Genomic DNA, 23,343 nt, shown 5'->3' on the forward strand with positions numbered 1-23,343 from the left:
TTGACAACATTAATTAGCTTACTATGAACACATCAGTAAACTGGAAAAAACTGCAAAATGGCTCCGACATCAGGGGAGTGGCCATGGAAGGAATACAAGGTGAGACAGTAAACCTAACCAATGAAGTAGTAAAGCAACTGGGTAAAGCTTTTGCGCATTGGTTAAACAGAAAATTAAATAAAGCAAAAATAACAGTTGCCGTTGGTATGGATTCCCGTTTAACGGGACCTTCGTTGAAAAAGGCATTTATGCTTGGATTAACCGATGTAGGAGTCGATGTTTACGATTGCGGAATAGCTTCAACGCCAGCGATGTTCATGACAACGGTAGATCATGATTATTCCATTGATGCCGGAGTAATGCTTACGGCCAGCCATCTGCCTTTTAATCGAAACGGATTAAAGTTTTTTACGGAAGAAGGGGGGGCGGATAAAAGTGACATTACCGAAATTCTTGACCTGGCTGCGCAGCATAGCCTGGAATCAATTCAGGGCCGTGGAACAGTGAGAGAGCTTGATTATATTTTTATTTATTCAAACTCTTTGGTTCGGGCCATTCGTTCCGGAGTTAAGGATGGTGTTGACAAAAAGCACCCCCTTAAGGACCTTAGGATTATCGTGGATGCTGGTAACGGTGCCGGTGGTTTTTTTGCCGAAAAGGTGCTTACTGAGCTTGGTGCGGAAATTTCGGGAAGCCAGTTTTTAGAGCCCGACGGGAACTTTCCTAATCATGTGCCTAATCCCGAAGACAAAGAAGCTATGGAGTCCATCTGCGAGGCGGTAAAACGGGAAAAAGCGGATTTAGGTATCATTTTTGACACCGATGTAGACCGTTCTGCCATTGTCGACAAGCAGGGTAATCCAATTAACCGAAATGAGTTAATAGCATTGATCTCAGCCGTAATATTGGATGAGCATCCGGGAAGTACCGTGGTTACGGACTCAATCACCTCTGATGGTCTGACCTGGTTTATTAACGATCATTTGAATGGAAAACATAAACGTTTTAAGCGCGGATATAAAAATGTAATTAATGAATCGCTCAGGTTAAACGCGGTTGGCGAAGAAAGTTGGTTGGCTATTGAAACCAGTGGTCACGCCGCCCTTAAGGAAAATTACTTTTTAGACGATGGCGCGTACCTGGTGGCTAAACTCTTGATTAAACTGGCGGATTTGAGGTTGGAGAACAAAGATCTTTCCCAACTGATTAAAGTGCTTCCAACCCCGGTTGAGAGCAAAGAATTCAGGGTGAAAATCAACACCGAAGATTTCGCTTCCTATGGACAGTCAGTGATTCAGGAGCTGGAGAATAATTTATTCAAGGACTGGGAGAAAGTGCCGGAGAACTATGAAGGTATTAGGGTGCAATGCAAATCCGTTACGGAGCATGGTTGGTTCTTGGTGCGTTTGTCACTGCACGATCCGGTTATCCCTATCAATATTGAATCAAATGTAGGGGGAGGGGTTGATGAGATCGCCTCCAGATTGAAGAAAATACTTGGTTCTTACACATATTTAGATATTACACCCTTTGATGATTGATAAGGTACGTAAGGAAAATTTATAATGTATTGTTATTTAACAGTCAGTAGTGAAAGAATTGAAAATTCAGTTTGATATATGCATTCGTAAATTTTGCCGACTAACCTGGACCAGACAAAAACCTATTTGGTTTTGGTTTGTTCTGGTTAGGATAAAGTAAAGTACAAATAATAATAACCCCAAGGTACAAATAGCAGGCAATGGTTCTTAATAATGAAAAAGGTGAGCAGATTACAAACAATTATACAGCAGATGAGCTAAGGTATTTGAATCTTCTGGCCGAGAAATTTCCGACGGTTCAGGCGGCCTGTACCGAGATAATAAACTTGGAATCCATATTGAATCTTCCTAAGGGCACCGAGCATTTTTTAACGGACATTCATGGCGAATATGAGACTTTCAGTCATGTGTTACGGAATGCATCCGGCATGGTTCGCAAGAAAATTGACGCTGTTTACCAGTATTCATTAAGCGAAAAGACCAAGAATCAACTGGCCACGTTGATTTATTATCCGGAAGAAAAACTGGAAATCATCACCAAGGAAGAAAAAGATCTGGATAACTGGTATGCGATAACGCTCCGAAGGCTCATTGCCGTAGCCCGTGTTTCGGCCGATAAATATACGCGTTCCAAGGTTCGAAAGGCTATGCCTACCGATTTTTCCTATGTAATCGATGAGCTGTTAAACGAACCCAATGCTAAAAAAGAAAAGTATTTTGATCGTATTATTCAATCAATCATTGATGTAGACAGGGCTAACCATTTTATTGTGGCCATCAGTAAGTTTATTCAGAGGTTGTTAATAGATCGATTGCATATCATAGGCGATATTTTCGATCGGGGACCACATGCGGATAAAGTGATGGATCTTATTCATCACCATCATTCGGTAGATATTCAATGGGGTAATCACGATATAGTATGGATGGCGGCAGCTACCGGGATTCGTGCAAGCATCGCAGCTGTAATACGTTTAAGTGCGCGATACAATAACCTGGATACATTGGAAGATGCCTACGGGATAAACCTGATGCCCTTGGCCACTTTTGCCATGAAAGCCTACCAAGGGGATCCTTGCGATCCATTTATTCCCATGAATACACCGCCTGAGAATGTGGGTTCCACACATATTAAGCTGACCAGCAAGATGCATAAGGCCATAACCATTATTGAAATGAAGCTGGCTGCAGAAATTATTCGTCGAAACCCTGAAATGGGTATGGATGATCGGCTTTTGCTGGATAAAATAGATTACGAAAAAGGAACGGTTACTATAGGCGGCCGTGAGCTGGAATTAAAAGATAAATCGTTTCCTACGGTTGATCCCGAAAATCCATATGAACTAACGGATGAAGAAAGGGATTTGGCCGAGAAACTTCGATTTTCTTTCTTAAACTGCGAGAAATTGCAACGGCACATTAAAACCCTTTTTTCAAAAGGAGCCACGTATTTGTCCTATAATTCCAATTTATTATATCACGGTTGCATTCCGCTCGATGATAAAGGTGAATTTAAAGAGGTCGTCTTGAACGGGAAAAAGTACAAGGGGAAAGCCTTGTGCGATCAATTCGACATGGTGTCGCGCCGTGCTTATTTTAATCGTGAACATCCTGAACGAATGAGCAAAGATCGCGATTATATGTGGTACTTGTGGAGTGGTGCGGATTCTCCTCTTTTCGGGAAAAAGAAGATGGCTACCTTTGAGCGATACTTGCTCGACGACAAAGAAACTCAAAAAGAGGAAAGTAATATGTATTATAAACTCCGTGACGACAAAGATACCAGTTGCCGGATTTTATCCGAGTTCGGACTGGACCCGGAAACTGCCCATATTGTAAACGGACATGTGCCTGTAAAGGTAACCAAGGGAGAAAGCCCGGTAAAAGCAGGGGGTAAACTTTTTGTGATTGATGGCGGGATGTCTAAGCCCTATCAAAAAGTGACAGGTATCGCAGGATATACCTTAATTTACGATTCCTACAATTTAATCCTTGCCGAGCATGCTCCTTTTGAGTCAAAACGAAAGGCCATTGAGGACGAGGTGGATATTGTATCGACCAGGAATATGATAGAACATGCTACCCATCGCATTCAAGTTGGCGATACCGATATTGGCACTCACATTCGCGAACAAATACAAAACCTGAATCGTTTGCTCGATGCCTATAGAACTGGTGTTGTAAAGGTTAAGAGGGTGTAATGAGAAACTTTCACGGCAAGCCAGTCACGAACTCATCTTCATTAAAGAGATGAATATGGAAGAATTGGCAGATCAAGCTCACCAACAGGAAAAATCAATGGAGGGATAAATTGAATGGGGCTGTCATCAGCGTTGAAGATAGCGACTGTATTGGTTTATGCCAAAGAATATAATCCATCACTTAGAAAATGAAAAAAATATATCTGTAATTGCTGTAGTATTAAAAATGGAGCAAATGTCCCTGCGCGTTTTTATCAATCCAATTAAAAATCAAGTTTATTCTGACATATGCAAAATGGTTCTCGGGTCTTTGAAAATGAGAATCGTGGATGAAAAACAGCAAGTTGGCAAACATTGTTTGCGGTTAGTATTCATTTGGTGTCTAATGGAAGTAGTTAGAATACTATGTAGCTGACTCCGGTCGGGGGTAGTTATGTAAATAAAGGTAATCCAATGACTTATTATGGTAATTATCTTTACATGGTGACGAAGGCTGCAGATGATGGTTGCGGGCGTTATTTTTTTAAAAAATTTGATTTGAGTCCATAGTTCTTAAGTGCAAGTAAATAATATTAACAGATATATCGTATATTTTTCATCTTCCTTTACGTTCGACGTGGTGGACCAAAAGTGTGTTTTGACCTCACAAATTCACGAAATTTTTAACCCGTAGGCGAACGTTAATTAAATTTTATAAAAATCAGGATCAACCCTGCTAAAGCCTGCGTTGTTCGTCATTATTCATGAATTCTCGTGAATAAATGGGGTTAATTCCCTGTAGATTTCACAAGCGCCAAAGCCATCCGGCAGAGATATTACCGCGGAAATCAGAGTCCAACGCTTGCACTGGAGGTAATACCAGATTATTCAAAATTCTAAAAGGTGATGTTGGGTAGCTTACTAGTTACATTGAATTTCACTGAGTACATGGGGTAGAAATAAGAATTAGTATTTTTTGTTTTCGTATGTAATAAGGTTTTAGTACTTTGTTCTACCATTTTTTTATTGGGTGTTAATTATTTTTTGTGGATTCATTTGTATTATTAAGGTGTGGGTGATTCCAAATAATAGGACTATTTATGTTTGAAAATTCATTATGGCGGACCAGTTGCTTGAATGTTTTGAAATTTCGTAAAGTGCTTTTTGACAGGTTAGTTAATTGTATATCTGTAAAACTGTTTTATTTTTGGGGGCTGTTATTCCTTATAGCCGCAAATGGTGTATATGCCAATATTGCAAGCTCATTTCAATTTAAACACTACAATTATGAAAATGGATTACTTTCAAATACCGTAAATACCATAATTCAGGATAAAGATGGATTCATGTGGTTTGGGACCCCGGAAGGATTATGTCGTTTTGATGGGTATGGTTTTAAAAATTTCACACATATACCTGGCGACAGTCATTCTTTGAACGATAATTTCATTTCATCAATAGCTGAAGATACTATACGAAACTGTATTTGGGTAGTAAATTCGTCTGGTGTTTCAAGACTCGACAAAACAAGCTATAAATACCGCAATTATCCGGTTTCTGATTCCAGCATAGTTCATTTTTCGCCCTTTTACCACGGTGTGGTTTGTGTTGATCATTTGGGCAATGTTTGGGTGGAAGGTTTTAGCGAGGTATATTCCGAAGGCTTGTTTAAATATGTAGAGGACGAGGACAGGTTTATCAATTTTTCGGAAATCAATAGCGATACACCCAAAGGGCTTACATTTATTTATGAGGATAATAACCGTAAATTGTGGTTTGGTACCGATCATGGTTTGTATTCATACCATAATAAAACAGCATCTTTTACGAAGATGGGTTTCAAAAACCGTCAGATAGATTCACTGCATATAACTTGTTTATTTCAAGACAAAAATAATACGCTTTGGATAGGGACGCATCACGACCATTCGATATTTAAGCTGGAAGATGACAGTATAACTTTGGCATACAAATCAGAATATTCTAATGACGATTTCAATTGGATATCTTCAATAGCAACCTACAACGACGAGAAACTAATAGTGGCCATAAAAGACCTGGGGGTACAGACCATAGACTTGCATACCGGACACAAGAGTTTATTACAGCCCGATAAGTATAAACCGAATGGCATCAACAGTAAAAATCCCAATATAATTTATCCCGACAAGGCCGGAAATATTTGGGTGGGTACCTACAATAATGGGATAAACTTCTTGAATAAACACAAAAAGAAATTTAATCTTTACAGGTTCGATTTTACGGATTCTGGTTTGTTAAGTAATAACGTAAGGGCATTCTATGAGGACTCTGATGGCGATCTGTGGGTAGGAACAAAAGAGGGAGGCGGTATAAGTAAATTTGATCAGGCAAATGGTACTTTCATCAATTACAAAGCAGATCCTTCCAACCCTAACTGGTTAGACAATGACATTGTAATATGTATTCACGAACTTGAAAAAGGTAAACTGCTGGTGGGTACTTATGGCGATGGAATTTATCTCTTCGATAAGAAAAACGTTACCTTTAGTAAATTTGCCATGCCCGATGGCAGGAACAACTCTATTTCGGACAAATATGTATACGCATTATACAAAGATGGTGAGGATCGTATTTGGATTGGTTCTAACTCTAGTGTGGATATCTATCATACTGCTACTGGCAAGTTTTCGCACCTTAGGGATGTGAACTTTGCAAGGTGTTTTATCGATAACGGCAATAAAATACTGATAGGTACCTGGACTAAAGGGTTGTATATATACGATAAAACCGAAAATAGAATTGAAGATTACGTTTTTAATCTCCCCGATCTTCAGAAAAATAAAAATATAAAGATTAATGGAATGGCCCGCGATCGGGCTGGTTATGTGTGGATGGCAACCAATAAGGGTTTACTGCGCTTTAAGCAAGCAGGTGCAACTGAATTATTACTGACAGAGAAAGACGGATTACCTAAAAATTATATCTGTGCTGTACTGGTTGACGATAACGATAACATATGGGCAAGTACCAAGATAGGTATTGTAAAATACAACCAAAAGTCAGGGGAGTTTAAAACATACAATAAATACGATGGGTTGCAGTCAAACGTTTTCGAAGAATTTGTTTCGCTGAAGACTGAGAAGGGCTATATGTTGTTTTCGGGATTAAACGGATTCAATATGTTCCATCCGGATTCAATTATAGATAATACAATAGCCCCGATGGTTCACTTATCCGATATGCGCATACTGAACCAATCAGTTCCCATAGGAACTAAAAATTCCCCGCTTAAAAAACACATAGATTTAACGGATCATATTATCCTTAAAAACGAACAGTCTTCCTTTGGATTCGAGCTTGTAGCGGTGAATTACACTTCACCGGAGAAGGCAAGGTACTTGTATATGCTGGATGGTTACGACAAGGAATGGCAAGAGGCCGGTAATAATAGGATCGCCAACTATACCAAGATTCCGGCCGGCTATTACACTTTGAAAGTAAAGGCATCAAATGGCGATGGCGTTTGGAGTAAAGAAAAGGAATTCATCAACGTTAGGGTGAAACCACCATTTTCAAGGAGTCTTCCTGCCTTTATTTTGTACTTTTTAATATTGGTTGCTTTTTTGGCGGTATATAGGAGGTTTGTTAAAAACAGTACCATGCAAAAAAACAGGTTGGCCGAAGAAATAGAAGAAAATAAAAGACTGGAAGAGTTGAGCAAAAAAAGAATTCGTTTCTTTACCAATATTTCTCACGAGTTACGCACTCCGCTTACGCTAATTGCCTCCCCATTGGAGCGATTGGCAACCTATAATTTTGGGGATAAGCAACTAAGTTCAATGTTTGATATAATGAACAGGAATGCACAACGTTTGACGCGTATCGTAAACCAGCTGATGGACTTTAGACGAATCGAAGAAAACAGGATTCGATTGCATGTGGCAGAAGTAGATATAATAAAGTATGTAGAAGATGTATTGGCAAACTTTAATGATATAGCGAATAACAGAAGCCTAAAACTCAATTTTCATACGAATCGCCCCGAAGGTTATAAAGGTTGGTTCGATGAAGGAATTTTGGATAAAATATTATTTAACCTTTTGTCAAACGCAGTCAAATTCTCACCGGTAAATGGAGAAATTGACTTGGAAGTCATTATTGAAAATAACGAAGCAAGTATTAAAGTTACCGACAGGGGAATTGGAATTCCAGCAAAAGACTTAGATAAAATATTTGATCGTTTTTATACTACCGATCAGGCCGATCACAAGTATACAGGGGCTGGTGTGGGGCTATCCTTTACAAAAAGTTTAATTGAGTTGCATAAAGGGCGAAAGCAGGTTGCCAGTGAAGTGGGGAAAGGCAGTTGCTTTACCATCACTTTTCCAATTGGAAGAGAGGCTTATATCGATTCTGAATTGCAGGTCGTTCCCGACAAACCGCTATCGGAGACCATACTGAAAACAACCGCCGAAATTGCTCGGGAGGAAATTAAAGCTAAAAATGCGGAACATTCCGATTTGATTTTGATTGTTGAAGACTATGACGACCTAAGAGAATATTTGGTACATAACTTATATAATTACAGGGTTTTAAGCTGTGCGAACGGAAAAGAAGCGCTCAAATTGGCAAACGAAAACATGCCTGATTTAATATTATCGGATATAATGATGCCCGAAATGGACGGTCTGGAGCTGTGTAAGCATATTAAAACCAATATAATTACTTCTCATATTCCGGTCGTTTTGTTAACCGCTCGTGCTACGCCTGATCAAAAATTGGAAGGCTACACTCACCATGCCGATGCATATGTTGAAAAGCCTTTTAGCATTGACCTTTTAACCATTCAAATCGCAAATTTACTACAACTGCGTAAAAACATATCAGCTAAGTATAATTCGGATATAAAAGCTTCGGTAGCGGACGATGATGGTATGTTACCATTGGACAAAAAATTTCTGGATAAGTCCAAAGAGTTTATTGAAGCCTCAATAAACGATCCTCAACTATCTGTTGAAAGTTTAAGTTCTGAACTCGGAATGAGCAGAAGTCAGTTGTTCCGTAAGTTTAAGGCTTTGACAAATACTACTCCAAGCCAGTTTATAAAGGCAATCCGTTTAAGAAAAGCTGCCCAGTTTTTAGCCGGTAAAGAATACAATGTCAACGAGGTTGCGATTATGGTGGGCTTCGTTGATTCCTCACATTTTATTTCCTCTTTCAAAAAGTTTTATGGGAAAACTCCCAAGCAGTTTGCCGAGAGCAATGCAACTATCTCCGAAAAGAAATTTTGAAATAATTACGGGGAAGCTACCCGATATTAAACTATAACAATTTCCATTTACGACCTATACGTATTGTGGGTTAATAGTGCAATGAATTCTCACTAATGACCCGACCATGCAAATCACATAAAAATAAAGAACATTAGTTTTTGGGAAACTTTCCCTAATGTAATTTCCCTAATATTAGTGCAAGGGTATTGCTTTGATAGAACCCATCGTAATTCTAATATGCTATATGTTGCATCTAATGCAACATATAGCATAAACTGAAACTTAAATCTCGCAATTATGCACTTGACGCGCTGTTACAAATGTTAAAAAGTACAGCAAAATGTAAAGATATTCCAAATGTTCATTTTTTTTTAACGGTCATTATAATAGTTAGTTACATATTGTTTGTTCGCCAAACCTCTTCGGGTGCAACAATTACAACGCTATTTGAAACATATTCAATATCAGCTAGGTGTATCCCCGTATATATTTGTATTTGTCCAGATTCTATAAAGGAATCAACTCTCATTCGAAACCTTAAAAGTTCTGAAATAAACCTAAAAAATAGTTCGGAATTAATGGCTAGAAAACTTAAATCGATTTTTAAATAAATATCATGGGAAAAATTCAAAATTTATTTCTGATATGCATGTTGGGATTACTTGTTTCATTTGGAGGTTGTAGACCAGATGAGGAGGAATTCGCACGTCCGGATACGCTTGCGGGTCCTGTATATCAGCAATTAGAAAGTATGGGTAATTTTAGTCATTACCTGCAATGTTTAGATCGCACAGAGTATGCAGAACCTCTTAAAACTGGAGGATCCTGGACTTCATTTGCTCCGACAGATGAAGCTTTTAATGCATATTTACAAGCGAATGGTTACAGTTCTGTTGCAGAGATGCCACAGTATAAAGTAGAGGATATAGTAAAGTATTCTTTAATCATTGATGCTTACAATACAACCACCTTAACGTTTTATAAAAATGGATGGTATGCCGGTAATAGTTTCCGTCGCTATACCCTCTACAGCGATTCGTTGCACGTTGTAAAAGGTAGCGAGAATCCTTATTTGCAGGAAGTGCAAAATAAAGATTACCTGGTTGACAGAAGTAGAACTAGGAATAAGACGACTAACTACTTCCTGGATCTGTATATCGATTCAGATAAAAACGCTATTGAAAGAAGCGATTATACCTATATGTTCCCGGGAGAGAGAGAATTGTTGGAAGGGGAGATGCGGGTTTTTGATTCAGAAGTTACGGAGACGGAAATTGTAGCCGAGAACGGGTTGATTTATGCTTTGGCTAAGGTGCTGGAGCCAAAACCTAATATGTATATGAACCTAAGTTCGGAAGAGTATGGAGGCAAATATAGCATGTTTAAAAATATGCTCGATCGTTTTGGCTACATGTACTATATGGGTTTGGAAGAAAACCCATATACAGGAGTTGAGGATTCTCTTTTCCAGATTCGTTATCAAACGGGTATTGCCAATAATTTTCTGGCGTTTGACCCGAGCGACGAGATCATGCCAAAGTTATTGAATAATGTGGATCGCACCTATGCCGATGCAACAGGTTTATTGGTTCCTACAAACGAGGCTTTAATAAATTATCTACAAGAGGATAATGAGCTTGCTAAAAATTACGATTCTTACGATGATATGCCTTTGGATGTATTGGGTATTTTCCTGAATGTTAACTTTTTTACTCAATTTTGGGATGTATGCCCCAGCCAGTTTGCAGAAACTTTTAATGTAGGTCTCGAGACAGTTAATATGAATGAGGCTGATGTTGTGGATACAAAGTTCTGTAGTAATGGATTATTTGTGGGAGTGAACAAAATTTATCCCACAACTAGTTTCGCTACTGTTTATGGTCCTTTGGTTCTTAATACTGATTACTCGGTTATGTTAAGCTCTATTAAGAATATGGGATTGGATAATACGCTAAAGGGAAGTGGTATTGATTTTAGCATTTTAGGAATCAGAAACGACCAATGGGTGAATATACCGGATCCCAATAGTACTACCCGAAAAATTACCATTGAAGGTTATACTGAAGATATGTCAGTAATTTATATGTCGGTAACCGGAGATCCTGATGATTCCAATAACAGAACTTATCCAGATCCAACCAGTGCTTCGCCGAGCAGTACCGAAATGGCTTACGTTCAGGAGACCATTAACGATATCGTATTGAATCAGATGATTAAAGAAGGTTTAGATCAAGCAAATTATTATCAGACAGAAAAAGGTGAGTTTGTATACTTTGATGGTACGAAGGTGCAAGGGGGTGGAGATTTGTTAAATGGTGAATATGTTAATTTTGATGAAGTAACTCAATTATCGAATGGTAAATTTTATGCAACGGATAAATTCGTTAATCCACCAATTGATTTTACTTACGATGCATTGGAAGTTAACTCATCTAACTTCTCGCAGTTTCTGATGGCCATTGATGGGGCTGGTGCTAAACTGAGTCTTACGACCTATAGCGGAGCTACATTAATTAATTTCTTAGACCTTAGAAAAACATATACGTTATTTGCTCCTAATAATGATGCAGTTTTGCAAGCTGTTGCCGATGGGGTGATTCCTGATCCTGATCCCGCTTATTTAAGTACGTTGAGTCAACTTGACAGAGCTATTGCAACAGTACAATTGCTGAATTTCGTTAAAACTCATTTTATTCAGCACCCAATACCGACGGATGGACAGACAACGGGAGAGTATAATTCACTCTATTACCCTGAAGTTATTGATTTTGTGCCGGTTTATTTATCATTCGATATAGAAAATGATTTTGCCACTCAACAGGTAACGATAAAAGATACGGATTCTGGCGATGTAATCGCGAAAACCTCGGGAATCACAAACCTTTTTTCGAAACGGGTTGTGATACATGAAATTGACAGTTACTTAAAGTAGTGCTGCAAATACTATGAAACGAATAAATCCAATAAATATTAATCCAAAAGTTGGTGGAGTCGATGAATAATTATAAAAATATATTAAAGGCAATTGTAAGCCAGCCTGGTGCTACAGATAATTGTCGAAGGAAAAGAAGCAATTGTTTAAAATTGCTTATTGTAACAATAGTATTGCTGGGAAACCTGGTGACACTGCCCGAGCTGAAGGCACAAGATGGGCTTATCATTAGAGGTAAGGTTACTTCAGCTACTGACAGTGAACCCTTGGTAGGGGTAACGGTTGCAGAAAAAAATAGTACCAACCGTTTTGTCAATGGTACCATTACCGATTTTAACGGTAACTTCTCTATTAAGGTGCGAAATGCAGAAAACACATTATCATTTTCGTTCATTGGTTTTGATACAAAAACGATTGAGCCCGGAGGTAAAGGTGTAATTAACGTCGAGTTAAAAGAAACAGCAGTACAGATTGATGAGTTCGTAGTGAGTGCCCGCAAAATGATAAACGACGGGGAGTTTGCTATGGATCCTAAGCGTATAGCCACAGCTGTGCAAACCATCGATATGAAGGACGTAACCGAAGTGTCTTCAACATCGTTGAGCGATCAGCTTCAGGGACGTTTGAGTGGTGTGGAGATTGTAGCGCAGTCAGGTGACCCGGGTGCCGGTATGTCAATACGCATCAGGGGTACTTCTTCCTTAAACACTTCTTCTGAACCGCTTATTGTTATTAACGGTATTCCTTTTGAAACAGAATTTGACGATACTTTTGACTTTAGTGTGGCCGATGAGCAGGAATACGCCGCATTAATTGGTGTCTCTGCCGATGATATTGCAGAAATATCGGTTTTAAAAGATGCCGCGGCAACAGCTCAATATGGATCAAAAGGTGCCAATGGAGTTTTAATGATAACCACTAAAAGAGGAGCGCGTGGCAAAGCCGTTTTCTCTTATGGTTTCCGTGGATCATTGAGTCAGCAACCTGAAGGTATTCCCATGCTGAATGGAAGACAATACTCAACTCTAATTAAAGAGGAAACTTTACAGTTGGGTGCCAACAGAGGAACTTATCCACAAGTTGAATTTGATCCTACGTATGATTTATACAATTATTATAATAAAGATATAAACTGGTTAGATGAAATAACCCAATTAGGACATTCGCAAGATCATAACTTCTCCATTTCCGGGGGTGGTGAAAAGGCGATGTACCGTATATCATCGAGTTATAAGAGTCAGGAAGGTACCACAATTGGAACCGCAAATGAGCTGTTTACAACCAGGGCGATATTAGATTATTTTGTTTCTGATAAATTGAAAATTACTTCAGAGCTGGCCTTTAGCCATGGTTCTTTGGATAAAGCTTTTCAGTTGACTAGTAATTCATCTACCAGTGTCAGAAATGTTGCCTTAACTAAAATGCCTAACCAGTCTATCTACGAGCTGGATGAAGAAGGAAATTCAACCGGAGCTTATTTCACGCCTGAGGATGCTTTCCAGGGTAGCGGAATTACTTATTATAACCCGGTTGCAATGGCTAACTTAGCTACCTATAATGTGGAGAGTAATCGTATATCTCCTAACTTCAGGGTTCGCTATGATGTTACCCCAAGCTTAAGGTACGATGGTATTGTTTCGTTTGATGCCAATAACAATAAAACCTTGCACTTTGTGCCGGAAGAAGCCTTAGGTACATATTGGTCAGGTTCCTATGCAAATAAATCTTCACAAACGGATAGTGAGTTTTTTGTGGTCAGAACAGAAAACCGTGTTACCTGGATGCCAAAATTAAACGAGGATCACTCGCTGTTTGTCAATGGTAAGTTTATTACTTACGATAAAACAACCCAAACCTATAAGGCATCAACAAGCAACAGCCCCAGTACTTTGTTACAAACTCCAATTATCGATACCCGTATCGAGGGTTCAGGAAACAGTATTGAATCGGGTTACACCCAATACCGACAATTAACCTATAGTATGGCTTTTAACTATATGTATAGAGGTAAGTATATTCTGGGTGGTGGAATAAACTATGAAGGAAGCTCCCGTTTCGGAGATGACAACCGCTACGGATTATTTCCAAGCGTTAGCGCCAAATGGCTAATTAACGAAGAAGGCTTCCTGAAGTCGGCCCAATGGATTGATGAATTAAGTGTGAGGGCCAGTTATGGTAAAAACGGTAATTCACCAGGCTTTAATTATGGTCAATACAATGTTTATTCAACCTATAACTATAATTATATCGATGTGCGTCCGGCCTATTCTTCAAGTATTGAGTTGGACGGATTAAAATGGGAAACAGTTACTCAGGAAAACCTTGGTTTTAATGCCCGTTTGTTTAAAGGAAGGTTAGATGCCGATTTTGATTTGTATTTAAAGCGAACTGAAGACATGTTGAGTAAAAATACGAGCATCCCGACTACTTCAGGTTATTCAACGCTGGCTTATTTAAATATTGGTACCATTGAAAACAAGGGATGGGAATTTAATGTCATGAGTACGCTGGTTAAAACCAGAGATTTTAAGCTGGATTTTAACTTTAATATATCGCAGAACATAAATGAAATTGTTGAAATAACCGATGCCATGGATGTGGAAGAAGGAAACGCTTTGTCAACCGGTTCAGGTGGTTATGTAAGACGCATACAGGAGGATAATCCTATTGGTTCGTTCTACGGTTACAGGTATAAAGGTGTATATAGTACATCTGATGATTTGTACGCAAGAGATGCCAACGGAGACATCATTTACGATATGAATGGTGAAGCCAAGGTAATGATGTTTAATAACTCAAATTCATTCGCGGCCGGAGATGCCAAATATGAGGATATTAACCATGATGGTAATATCAACGAATTGGATGTGGTTTATATTGGTAATGCAAATACCAAACTGCATGGTGGATTTGGCCCAAGAGTAAGCTATAAGAATATTTCGTTGAATGTGTTCTTCAACTTCAGATATAAGCAGGAATTGATAAACCTGGCCCGTATGAATACCGAAAGTATGAGTGGTTACGACAACCAGAGTACGGCTACCTTGCGCCGATGGCGATTTGAGGGTGACGAGACTGATATCCCTCGTGCCTATTTTAATAGTCCAAAAAACAACCTGGGTTCCGACAGATATCTTGAGGATGCTTCTTTTTTACGTTTGAAATCAGTTACGCTGAAGTATAATTTACCTAAGAGCCTCTTGAAAAACATAGGTTTTACCCGAGCCAATGTATATGTAACTGGACAAAACCTATTAACATTTACCAAATACACTGGTCCTGATCCAGAAACAGGAGCAAGCAGTAACTGGAAGACTTTAGGTTTTGATAGTAACCAGACGCCTCGATCGAGACAGGTTACCGTTGGATTAAACTTATCATTTTAAATTGAATTAATTATGCGAAAATATATTTTAAAAATCGGAGTAGTATTAAGCATTTTAGCAATGTTTACTACGAGCTGCAACGGCTATTTGGACTTGACTCCTAAGGATGATCTGGTTCAGGATGAGTTTTGGCAGAATAAGGAACAGGTGAATTCTGCTGTGGCCGGTATCTATGCTTCCATGAATGAAAATAGTTTTATGGAGCGTGTTTTACTGTGGGGTGAGGCCAGGGCCGAAATGATGGTTTCGATAGATGCCAGCAGCAGTGCACAGAATTTGATGAAGAATTATGTTAATCCAACCAATGGATATGTGAGTTGGACTAATTTTTATAAAACCATTAACTACTGTAATATGGTATTGGCATTTGCCGATCAGGCAAAAGCGAACGATCCTACATTTACCGAACAGGCTTTAAATCGTTATAAGGCAGAAGCCCTTACCTTACGTTCATTGGTATATTTTATTTTGGTAAAAAACTATAAGGAAGTACCCTTTATTGAGGAGGCAACCTTAAGTGATCAGGCTGATTTCTATCCTGTAAAAAGTAGCGAAGGTGAAGTGTTAAATCAAATTACTGCTGATATTGTTTCGGTTATTGATGATTTACCTGTTTCGTACGAGGAGGGTGTTAAATATGATAAAGGAAGATTAACAAAAGGTGCGGCCTATTCTTTATTGGCCGATATTTATTTGTGGCAGGAAAAATACGACGAATGTATTGATGCGTGTCAGTCAGTTATCGACCAAGAAAAATACAGCCTGGTTGAGGGAAGTGAATGGTTTAACCAAATGTTTTTTGAAGGTAATTCTTCAGAAGGGATTTTTGAGTTACAGTTTGATGACATCTTTAGCACGCTGCGAAGCTATTTTTATGATGGAGACCCAAAAGTAAAGCCTTACAGTGATATTACCGATTTATATTCAACAGATGTAAACGATGTGCGGGCCAACAGGGCGACTTACGATATGCAGACAAGTACTGTGTTTAAGTATGCCGGGGTGGATGCCAAAGCCGGAATATTCCGTAATTATACAGAGTTTTATAATACCTGGATATTTTATCGTTATGCCGATGTATTATTAATGCAGGCAGAAGCTTACATTTTATCAGAAACTCAAAGGGATATGGATAAAGCTTACGACCTAATTAATGAGGTACATATGCGTGCTACAGGCACCCCACTGGACGTAACAAATTTGTATTACGACTTGTTGGAGGAAAGACAAAAAGAATTTGCGTTTGAAGGTAAACGCTGGTACGACCTGTTGCGTTTTGCACGAAGAAATAATTTTGAAGACCATTATCTGATTACTGAACTGGTTGAAATAAAAGCAGGCGCAGATGATTATGACGTTATTGAAAGTTATTACTCAGATACGGCATCATACTTTTTGCCCATCTATCAAAGCGAACTTAACTTGAATCAGAACCTGGAGCAAAATCCATACTATCTAAACTAAGTGTTATTAAGAGAGAGTTAAAAGAACGATATTAAAAAATTAGGATATGAAACAGGCCAATAAATTTTTATTTCGATTAGAACAAATCAGGAAGGCTTGTTACCTGTTTGCCGTTAAGGCAGATATGCGAACATTAATAATAAATTTTAGACGCATGAAAAGGATAATAAAATTGTCAGGAATAGTAATAAGTACAATACTTCTGGTATTTATTGCAGGTGTTGGATGTGACGACGGTTTGGGTGACAAAACGTTTTTAACAACTGATGAGTTAACGATTGCACAAACGTTGGATGCGAGTCCTGAAAAATTTTCAACTTTTGTTGAAATGCTTCATTTAACCGGGTACTATACATCATTACAGTCTTATGGATCTTACACCTGTTTTGTGCCAGTAAACGAAGTACTGGATCCATATATCAAAGAAAGATGGGGCGTAAACTTGGTGAGTGAACTAACTACCCAGGAACAAATTGAAGAGGTAAAAGAACTGGTTAAGTTTCATACCATGGCAAAAAGTGTGGGTGCTAGCGGCTTTATCGAAGGACGTATGCCGGACACAACCTATACAGGAGATTATTTAACATCGTCGTACCTGCTAGGTGGTGGAATAGGAAACCTTATCATTAATCGTGAAGCTAAATTTTTGCAATATGATATCAGATCGGACAATGGTTATATTCATTGTATCGATAAGGTACTAACACCATACTCCGATCCGGTTCCTGTAGTTATCGAGAGGGCCGGTAAGCATACCATCTTTATCGAAGCTTTAAAGAAAACGGGATTATATGATGATTTTTCGGTTAAGCTAACCGAAACCGGTAATAAAAAGAACTTTACCATTTTTGCAGAGACCGACTCTGTATTTGCATTATCTGGCATTAATTCATTCGACGATTTGGCAGATAAATATGCCGAAGGAGATACAGATTACGAAGAGGTGACCAACGGCTTAAATCGTTGGATGGCTTACCATGCAACCGTTTCCTTTTTATATTCAGCTGATATCCCCGATGAAGGTTATTTAAGTACCGTGTTGGAGAACAATGCCATCAAAGTAGATAAAAACGATGATGTATTAAAAATTAATGAATCGGAAACAGGAGGAGAAGTTGAAACCTGGGTGTCGTTGGTGAGTGATTATAGTAACTATCCTGCCAAAAATGGGGTGTATCACACTGTAGATACCTTAATGGATATTTTTATTCCTAAAGCCAAACATATCTTATTCGACCCGGTTTCGTCACAGCCGGAATATATTTCGAGGGCAATAAGAAGTATGAATAAAGTAACAGCTGATAAATATTCAGAAGTTGACTGGTATCCCCCAACAAACACGGTACGGTTTATACAAAGGTCAAAAAACGTTAACCTTGACTGGAACTTCTTTGACATGGGAGGTTGTGTTTGGTACGAATTTATAACCCCAATTTTAGCAAAAGGAAAGTATGAGTTCCTGGTTTGTTCGAATGGTGGAAATAACGCCCGTGGTAAGTTCCAGGTGTATTGGGACGATGAACCGGTTGGTTCTATTTATGATGTAACCAAAAAAGCTAGTCAGGTAGGCGCTCCCGATTCAGTGGCCATGGAAGCAAACGGATGGCGTTTGGGAAAAGAATGGATTACCAATAAGGCTGGAACTAAGCAAAGTGATAGTAATGGCTGTATGAGATTTATTATTACCAAGGAGTTATTATGTCCTGTACAAAAACGACATAAGATAAAATTAGTAGCCGTGAAGAGCGGTGGTATACCACTTGATTATTTTGAATTTATACCGGTCGATTAATAATACTTTATATCTATATAACAGGCAGGTAATCTTTAATTGCGAGTTAACTTATCTGCTTGTTCTCCCACTTTCATTGGGAGAGGTCAAGTAACAAATGAAAATAAATTTAAACAGATGAACAAAAAAATATTACATAGTTTGCTAGCTCTTTTGGTGATTTTTGCCTTGAGTGCTTGTGAAAGCGAGCAATGGGACGATCATTATGAGCAAAGTGATAGCAGGTTAAATACCGATTTGCTAGCATTAATAAAAGCAGATTCCGAGTTAAGTACTTTTGCAGATTTGTTAAGTCAGACCGGTTTGGATGAAGTTTTATCACAGAATCAGGCTTTTACAGTATGGGCACCGGTTAACGAGGCTTTTACTAATGTGCCACAAGAAATATTAGATGATCCGGAAAGACTTAAAGCCTTGATCGGTAATCATATAAGTATGTATTCTTTTGCTTCTACCAGTAAAATTGAAGACGGACTGGTAAAAGTGCTTAATAACAAATATATAGAGTACATAAATGAAGATGGAACCAGTAGCTTTTCAGGAGTTGATGTTACTTCCAATGACAATTTATGTAGCAACGGAATTCTTCATAAAATAAGTGATGTCGCTTTGGTTCGTGAAAATATCTGGAGTTATTTTACCAACTCGGATGACTTTCCCGGGATGAAAGAATTTCTGACACAATATAATGTGACGTTGTTCGACAAAGATAATAGTGTTGTTACCGGCACGAATAGCTTGGGGCAAACAGTTTACGATTCGGTTTTTGTGGAGTCAAATACTTATTTTGATGTAATTGGTAATTTAAACTCCGAAGAAGAGCGTTATAGCCTGGTTGCGTTAACAGATGTAGTATACAACGATGCTTATAGTCAGATAAGTTCTTTTTATACGCATCCTGATGATGATGTAGTTACAACCAATACAGAGCAAACTATTTACAATAACCTTAATTTCCCCTGGATGGATACAGACTTGATGACAGGTGAATATGTGACCAATACATTTGGGAATATGATTTATGTTGATCAATCGGTACTTTCTAATGAGGTAGAATTAAGTAATGGTAGCATATTGATACCAGATAGTTATACTTTTGATGTAAATGATTTGATTTACAAACCGGTCAGGTACGAAGTTGAAGATACGGAAAGAAGAGATGTTGGTTCTTTGTCTGATTTTAGTATTAATAAAAAGTATGACATTACAGCTTCAGGAGATTTTACCAATAAGGTCATGTTTGTTGGTGAATCACTAAATGAGGATAATAACTATTTTGAGGTAGCATTTAGTAATGTACTTTCCGCTAAGTACGACTTGTATATCAAGTATTCTCCTGTTGGAGCTACCAAAGAAACCCAATTAAAATTTGAGGTAACCGTTAACGGACCAGATGGTAAAACCGTTTATGATATCCCTACCGAAGTTATCAACAACTACTCTGAAGCGCGCGTAAAAATAGGTGATACTTATGACATTCCTGTGTTTGTAGACGATAATGCTAAGAACAGCTACTATGTTAAGGTTAAGGTGATTATGGATGTAGAAGATGCGGCGATTGTACTTTACGACAGAATGGTTGGCATTGATTATATTGAATTAGTTCCTGCAGAATAGATAAAAAATATATAATAGATATGAACAATATTATTATGGTAAAACTCAGGCATATATATACTTTAGTGATATTTATGTTATGCATTTCCGTATTCGATGTAAATGCACAAGAGGTAAATGCACAAAAAGTAACAGGTAAGGTATCAGATGCAGCTTCCGGTGAGCCGGTTGTTGGAGCAAACGTTTCTGTAGCAACTTTTTCATCGGTATTTACCGGGGAGGATGGTAGCTTTAGTATTGACGTTCCGAATTATAAAGTAACACTTATGGTAAATGCCCAGGCATATGCTTATACCGAGGTTGCTTTAAAAGGAAGAATAGAACTGGAAATTAAACTGTATGAAGAGGGTTTTAAAACAAACTTCGGTAATGTTTTAATGCCTGTTGAAAAACAGTCACGCTCTTCGGTAACCAATGCAATTAGTTCTATAATAGGTGATGTTGAAAATAGTTCTCGTACGGTGGCCAAATATATGAAAGGAGATGTTGCGGGTATGCGAACGCTAGATCGTTCGGGAGTCCCGGGTGTTGGATCAAATATGTTTATAAGAGGATATAACTCTTTATTGGCATCCGGTCAGCCCCTTATTGTTGTTGATGGAATGATCATGGAAAATAATATCTTTGCAGGATCTTTAATTGAGGGGTATACTTATGATCCCTTAGCAGATATTAATCCGAAGGATATTGCCAATATTACGGTAATTAAGGATGCTACTTCCTTATATGGATCTAAAGCTGCCAATGGAGTTATATTAATTGAAACAACGCGAACAAAAGATGTAACCACAAAAATTGATTTCTCGGTACAAGGTGGTTTAAATATGGCCCCAACCAATATTCCTATGATGGAGTCATCAGATTATAAGAGCTATTTGGTGAACCAGATCAATAGCTCGGGCTTGTATACCGATAATGAACTGTCGCAATTACCTTATTTAAACGAAAACACGGCTTTTGCCGACTATCAGCGGTATCACAATAATACTAACTGGCAAAAAGAAGTATTTGAAGATAGTTATACACAAGACTATTTCTTTCGGGTAACCGGAGGTGATGAGATTGCTAAATATGGTTTGTCTATTGGATTTATGGATAATAGCGGTATTGTTTCTAATACGGCATCTACACGTTTCTCTACCCGATTCAATTCAGAGTCAACTGTTACAGAAAAGTTTTCAATTCAGACTAATTTGGCTGTTAGCTATCAAAAAAATAAGTTGTCCGATGACGGAATGTTGGGACGCACATCTCCTATATATACATCACTTATAAAAGCGCCCATTTTAGCTCCCACAGTAATAGGCGGCGATGGAATTATTACTGATATTTACGAAGACGTGGACCCAATTTCGGGCTATACTAACCCAAGTGTTTTAACCGATCAGGTGGAGAACGAGAACACAAACTATAAGCTATATGGTAATTTTAAATTGGGATACGATCTTACAAATAATCTGAAGTTAACTTCGATTATTGGATCTAATTACGTTTACAACCGCGATGATGTTTTCTTCCCTAGTAATGGCGTTACAACAGGAGAGAATATATATGGCGATGTATTGAATCGTTCTGCCGGAACAAGAGTTGAACGTTATTTCTCTATTTATAACGATTCTCGTGTAAGCTTTAATGTAAATACCTACAACCATAAATTTGGTTTTCACTTAGGGGGAAGATATAATGTAAACAATTACGAAAACTCCTATTCCGAAAGTGGCAACTCCAGTGACGATGAGTTTACCTCTCTGCAAAGTGGTGATAAAGAAACTTACATAACGTCAGGTAGTATTGGTAACTGGAAATATGCATCCCTATATTCCAATATCAATTATGGATATTTGGGTAAGTACTTCTTGAATGCCAGCATGTCTTACGAAGGTTCTTCGCGTTTTGGACAAGGTGATAGTGGCACTCGCTATGGATATTTCCCTAGTGTAGGTGCTGCATGGTTGATGTCGTCAGAAAACTTTATGAAAGGTCTTGGATTCCTGAATCAACTTAAATTGCGGGCCAGCTATGGTATAACAGGTAATGATGCGGTAGGTAATTATAATGCATATTCATACTTTGTTTCAACACGCTATTCGGTGGGTACAGGTTTAATAAGTGGAAATCTCGCAAATACCACAATGCAGTGGGAAAGAACAGTTAAAGCAAATGTAGGAGTTGACCTTGGATTGTTTAACGAACGACTTCAGGTGAACCTTGATTTTTATAATAACGAAACAGATCAGTTGTTAAACTATACATCGGTTAATCCTGTTTACGGGTATGACGGATATTTGAGTAATGAAGGAGAGTTGAGCAATACAGGTTTCGATCTGGGTTTTAATGCACGTTTAATCAATAGCGAAAACTTTAAATGGGATATAGGTGGAAATATTTCGAAATATAAAAACGAGATTGTTTATTTACCAGGTAACGCTAATATAATTGAGATAGACGGTGTTGGAGCAACTGTTATTAACCAGGAAGGTAGCCCGGTCGGGTTGTTCTACGGATATAAAACAGATGGAATTTACGCTACGCAAAGTGCTGCTGACCAGGCTGGCTTATCATGGGTCGATTATGAAGGTTTTAACCAACCGTTTGTAGCGGGCGATGTTAAATTTATGGATACTGATGGTAACAATGTGATTGATGAAGAAGATATGCAGGTAATTGGAGATCCTAATCCCGATTTTACCGGAATGTTCTATAATACATTTACGTATAATAAATTATCGTTGTCCGCTGTATTTACCTTTAGTCAAGGTAATGATATCTACAATGCCCTGCGCAGACAAACAGAATCAATGAGCAGTTTTGCAAACCAAAGTTTAGCGGTTGCTAACCGTTGGCAGGTCGAAGGGCAGCAAACAACTATTCCTCGTGCCGAATATGGTGATCCAACAGGTAATTCAAGATTCTCTGACAGATGGATTGAAGATGGTTCATACATTCGCCTAAAAACATTGAGCTTATCATATAGTCCTGAAATTTTGAAAAGTTTTGCCAAGGATATTTCGTTTAGCGTTACAGCCAATAACTTGTTTACTTTGACCGACTATTTAGGATATGATCCCGAAGTGAGTATGTCAGGCGTAAGTTATCAGCAAGGTATCGATGCAGGTTTAACACCTCAGTTTACCTCTATATTCTTCGGTGTTAAGATTGGTTTATAATGTACAAAC

Annotated in this window: 9 protein-coding genes; all 9 read left to right on the forward strand. The window is 38.3% G+C overall.

All coding sequences use genetic code 11. From position 1 onward, the window contains the following. The first annotated feature begins 23 nt into the window (after positions 1-23). The gene (locus tag ACRD64_RS13260; protein ID WP_430933867.1) at positions 24-1,541 is read left to right on the forward strand and encodes a phosphoglucomutase; all 1,518 of its coding nucleotides are present in this window, start codon (positions 24-26) and stop codon (positions 1,539-1,541) included. A gap of 200 nt (positions 1,542-1,741) precedes the next feature. Next, complete coding sequence (locus tag ACRD64_RS13265; protein WP_430933868.1) at positions 1,742-3,742, forward strand: fructose-1,6-bisphosphatase; 2,001 nt, start codon at positions 1,742-1,744, stop codon at positions 3,740-3,742. A gap of 1,079 nt (positions 3,743-4,821) precedes the next feature. Then, a complete protein-coding gene (locus tag ACRD64_RS13270; protein ID WP_430933869.1) occupies positions 4,822-8,994 on the forward strand; it encodes a hybrid sensor histidine kinase/response regulator transcription factor in 4,173 nt (1,390 codons plus the stop codon). A gap of 598 nt (positions 8,995-9,592) precedes the next feature. After that, on the forward strand, positions 9,593-11,908 hold the full coding sequence (locus ACRD64_RS13275) for a fasciclin domain-containing protein (protein ID WP_430933870.1): 2,316 nt from the start codon (positions 9,593-9,595) through the stop codon (positions 11,906-11,908). Between the two features lie 62 nt (positions 11,909-11,970). Beyond that, entirely contained in the window at positions 11,971-15,294 is a 3,324-nt protein-coding gene (locus ACRD64_RS13280; RefSeq protein ID WP_430933871.1) for a SusC/RagA family TonB-linked outer membrane protein, read from the forward strand. Between the two features lie 12 nt (positions 15,295-15,306). After that, positions 15,307-16,758: a RagB/SusD family nutrient uptake outer membrane protein gene (locus tag ACRD64_RS13285; RefSeq protein WP_430933872.1), complete on the forward strand. Its 1,452-nt coding sequence runs from the start codon at positions 15,307-15,309 to the stop codon at positions 16,756-16,758. Between the two features lie 154 nt (positions 16,759-16,912). Continuing rightward, positions 16,913-18,550 (forward strand): fasciclin domain-containing protein, encoded by a 1,638-nt coding sequence (locus ACRD64_RS13290; protein ID WP_430933873.1) that lies wholly within the window; start codon positions 16,913-16,915, stop codon positions 18,548-18,550. A gap of 117 nt (positions 18,551-18,667) precedes the next feature. Next, on the forward strand, positions 18,668-20,167 hold the full coding sequence (locus ACRD64_RS13295) for a fasciclin domain-containing protein (protein ID WP_430933875.1): 1,500 nt from the start codon (positions 18,668-18,670) through the stop codon (positions 20,165-20,167). A 20-nt stretch (positions 20,168-20,187) separates the two neighbouring features. Continuing rightward, a complete protein-coding gene (locus ACRD64_RS13300; protein ID WP_430933876.1) occupies positions 20,188-23,334 on the forward strand; it encodes a SusC/RagA family TonB-linked outer membrane protein in 3,147 nt (1,048 codons plus the stop codon). Positions 23,335-23,343: the final 9 nt, after the last annotated feature.

The sequence above is a fragment of the Saccharicrinis sp. 156 genome (assembly GCF_050589685.1).
GTDB lineage: Bacteria > Bacteroidota > Bacteroidia > Bacteroidales > Marinilabiliaceae > Saccharicrinis.